Source organism: Mycobacterium sp., from assembly GCF_035499775.1.
Classification (GTDB): domain Bacteria; phylum Actinomycetota; class Actinomycetes; order Mycobacteriales; family Mycobacteriaceae; genus Mycobacterium.
Genome location: NZ_DATJYB010000352.1, coordinates 1 through 2,700 on the forward strand (window position 1 = coordinate 1; position 2,700 = coordinate 2,700).

Sequence of the window (2,700 nt, forward strand, 5' to 3'; positions counted from 1 at the left end):
CCGGATATGAGGGCACGGCTGTCTTCCCGCTGGGCGGGTCGGGGGAATGGATGTCGCTGATCCGGTTTCGCACCGAGCCTCAGTTGTCGGCATGGCTAGGGTCGCCACAGCGCAAGGCAGTCTTGCCGCCGGTGCGGTCGAGTCTGACGCAGGATTTCTCGGTGTTCGCCCAGACCACGCCGCTGGGCACCACCGTGCGCAGAGTGAACGGCAAGACCGCGATGACGCCGAGCTGGAAAACGGCGATGCTGCTGCTGATGGTGCTCTACCGTTGCGTCTGGGTGATCTTTAGTGATCATTGTCAGGCGCTCCTCTTACGAGGTTCCTTCACAACGGATTGCGTTGATCCGGTTCTGGCCTCGCCGCTTCGGGCCTCACGTAAGTGAGGTCTTACAGAAGCTCCGTCGGCGCCGGTTGGTCCGGCGTCGGCGCCATGGCCTGTACCAACCTGTTCGGTTGGCCCGGGTACCGATGGGGCCGTGGCCCTGACTGGGCCACAACTGGCGTGATCCGGCCAGTCGCGGAGGTTAAGCGCAGCATTGCGATCACGATCGACGACTTGACCGGTGATCGGGCACACCAAGTGTTTGTCGATGCGTCCTTTGCCGATCAGTCGACACGGCGTGCCGTCCCCTCGGGTGCAGCCGTGGTGGATTTGGCTGGATGGGAACCAGCGATCCGCCACGGTCAGCACCGTGCCGTAACGGGCTGTCTTGTAAGCCAATTGCGGCTTGACAGCACCGATTGCGGCGTCAGACACGGATCGCCGGAATGCCCGGCGTCCCATGCTGCGTTTCATGGCCGCCACGTCGAGGTCTTCGATCACGAGGTGGCCGTAGCTGCCCGCCAGTTCGGTGGTGAGCTGGTGGGCGGCTTCCCGGCGCAGATGTACGCATCGGCGATCCAGCCGGGTCAGCTTGGCTTTCGCTGCCCGGTGTCCGCGCGATCCGGGAATGCGGCGGGAAAGTTGTCGACCGGCCCGGCGGCGCGCCATCAGCGTCGCCGTCAGTGGAGCCGGATTCGGGTACTCGACGATGGCCTGTTCGCCGGTGATGGTATCGACTGTGGCGACCGTGGCCAAAGTCCGCACACCCAGGTCCATCCCGGCGCGTACCGTCGCAGAGGCCACCATGGGTGCGGTGTTCGTGGTGCGGAGCGCGTAGTTGACCGAGACGAACAACCGGCCCCACTGCTGCGACAGTGTCATGTTCACTATTCGCGCGCGGCCGGCCGCGAGGTGGCGTTGGACGCGGCGGGTGTTTTCCTTGGACCGTAGCGCCCCGATCACCGGCACCGTGATGGTGCGCCGATCGTCTTCCACCCGCATGGTTCCGGTGGTGAACCGCACCCGGCCGGTGTCGCGGCGGGCCGACTTGAACCGGGGAAACTTGACACGCCGACCTTTGCGGGCGCCGTTCTTGCTGGCCGTCCAGTTGGCCAGTCCCTGTGCCAGATCGGCCAAACCCGAGGAGTAGCACTCCTTGGAGTTGTCCGCCCACCACGGCGCCACATCATTTTTGGCCTGGTTCCAGGCCTTGCGCAGCGGACCCAGATCCCAGCCCACCGACTCATGCGACGGATCGGCTTTGCGCGCGTCGAGGTCGGCCCTCACCTGGGCCAGGCCCCAATTGAACGAAAAACGGCGGGCTCCGAAATGCGACCGCACAGCGGCACGCCGATCCTCCTCAGCAGGCCATTCGACCTCGAACTTCGCCGCCGTCAACAACCATCCGCTGGCCAGCTTCTCACCCGGTGAACCGGTCTGCGCGTAGCTGTCGGCGTTGCCCTCGTACAGCTCGAACAGCACCGACACCGACTCCACCGCCGCCCGGTGCGCCTCAAAATTGCCGCCTACCTCGACATAGCGCGACGGCGGCACCGTCGCATCCTTGCGTGGCTTGCCGCCAAGCTGCCCACCGCCGATCAGCTCAGCCACTTTGGCGGCCTGCTTGCACGTGCGCATCCCGACGATCACGCCACGCCGCCCGCCTCGATCATCCGCCGCGCTTTGTTGGCCGCAGCGCGTTTTCCGTACAGTCGCGCGCAGAACGAGGTCAGGATCTCTGTCATATCCCCTACCAGGTCGTCGTCGACTTCTGCGGTGTCCACGACAACAAGTTTGCGGCTCTGGGCTGACAACGACGCCTCAATGTATTCGACAGCGAACCGCGCGAAACGGTCCCGGTGCTCAACGATGATGGTCGTTACCGATGGATCGCCAAGCAGGGCAAGGAATTTCTTCCTCTTGCCATTGAGCGCGGAGCCCACTTCGGTCACGATCCGATCGACCCGCATGCCACCGTCGGTTGCCCACTGTGTCACTCGCGCAACCTGCCTGTCCAGGTCAGCTTTCTGGTCAGCAGAGGACACCCGCGCGTAAACCACCGTCGTCCCGGCCGACACCGTGACAGCCGTTGGCGTATCGACCAAAATCAGTCCCCCGACCTTACGCGCCGGCACCGGCAGCTTCCCCTCACGAAACCAGCGGTAGGCGGTCACCCGCGCAACTCCCTGCGACTTCGCCCACTCCGCAAGGTTCATAACGACAACTATAGATCACTATAGACAGCTATAGAACACTCACATGCCAACGGTTGGCAGCCCTCAACGACGGTGCCGGTCGTGAAGAAACACGTTGGCGCTACACGATGGAGCCGTCATCGTCCGGCACGATGCTCACTGAGTCATTTCAGTTTCTCA

2 protein-coding genes and 1 pseudogene are annotated in these 2,700 nt (G+C 63.9%); 1 reads left to right on the forward strand and 2 read right to left on the reverse strand.

The window, feature by feature from the left end:
- Positions 1-386: pseudogene (locus VML93_RS22110) on the forward strand (hypothetical protein); the annotation flags it as partial.
- On the opposite strand, the gene tnpB reads toward VML93_RS22110, so the two are convergent.
- Entirely contained in the window at positions 302-1,975 is a 1,674-nt protein-coding gene (gene tnpB / locus VML93_RS22115; protein WP_325614341.1) for an IS607 family element RNA-guided endonuclease TnpB, read from the reverse strand. The pseudogene VML93_RS22110 and the gene tnpB overlap by 85 nt on opposite strands.
- Entirely contained in the window at positions 1,972-2,541 is a 570-nt protein-coding gene (locus VML93_RS22120; protein ID WP_325614343.1) for an IS607 family transposase, read from the reverse strand. The genes tnpB and VML93_RS22120 overlap by 4 nt, the downstream gene beginning before the upstream one ends.
- Between the last annotated feature and the right edge of the window lie 159 nt (positions 2,542-2,700).

What these genes read in the sequence shown, in the direction of transcription:
- VML93_RS22120 (WP_325614343.1), bottom strand. Translation starts at nt 2,541, where the DNA reads ATGAACCTTGCGGAGTGGGCGAAGTCGCAGGGAGTTGCGCGGGTGACC.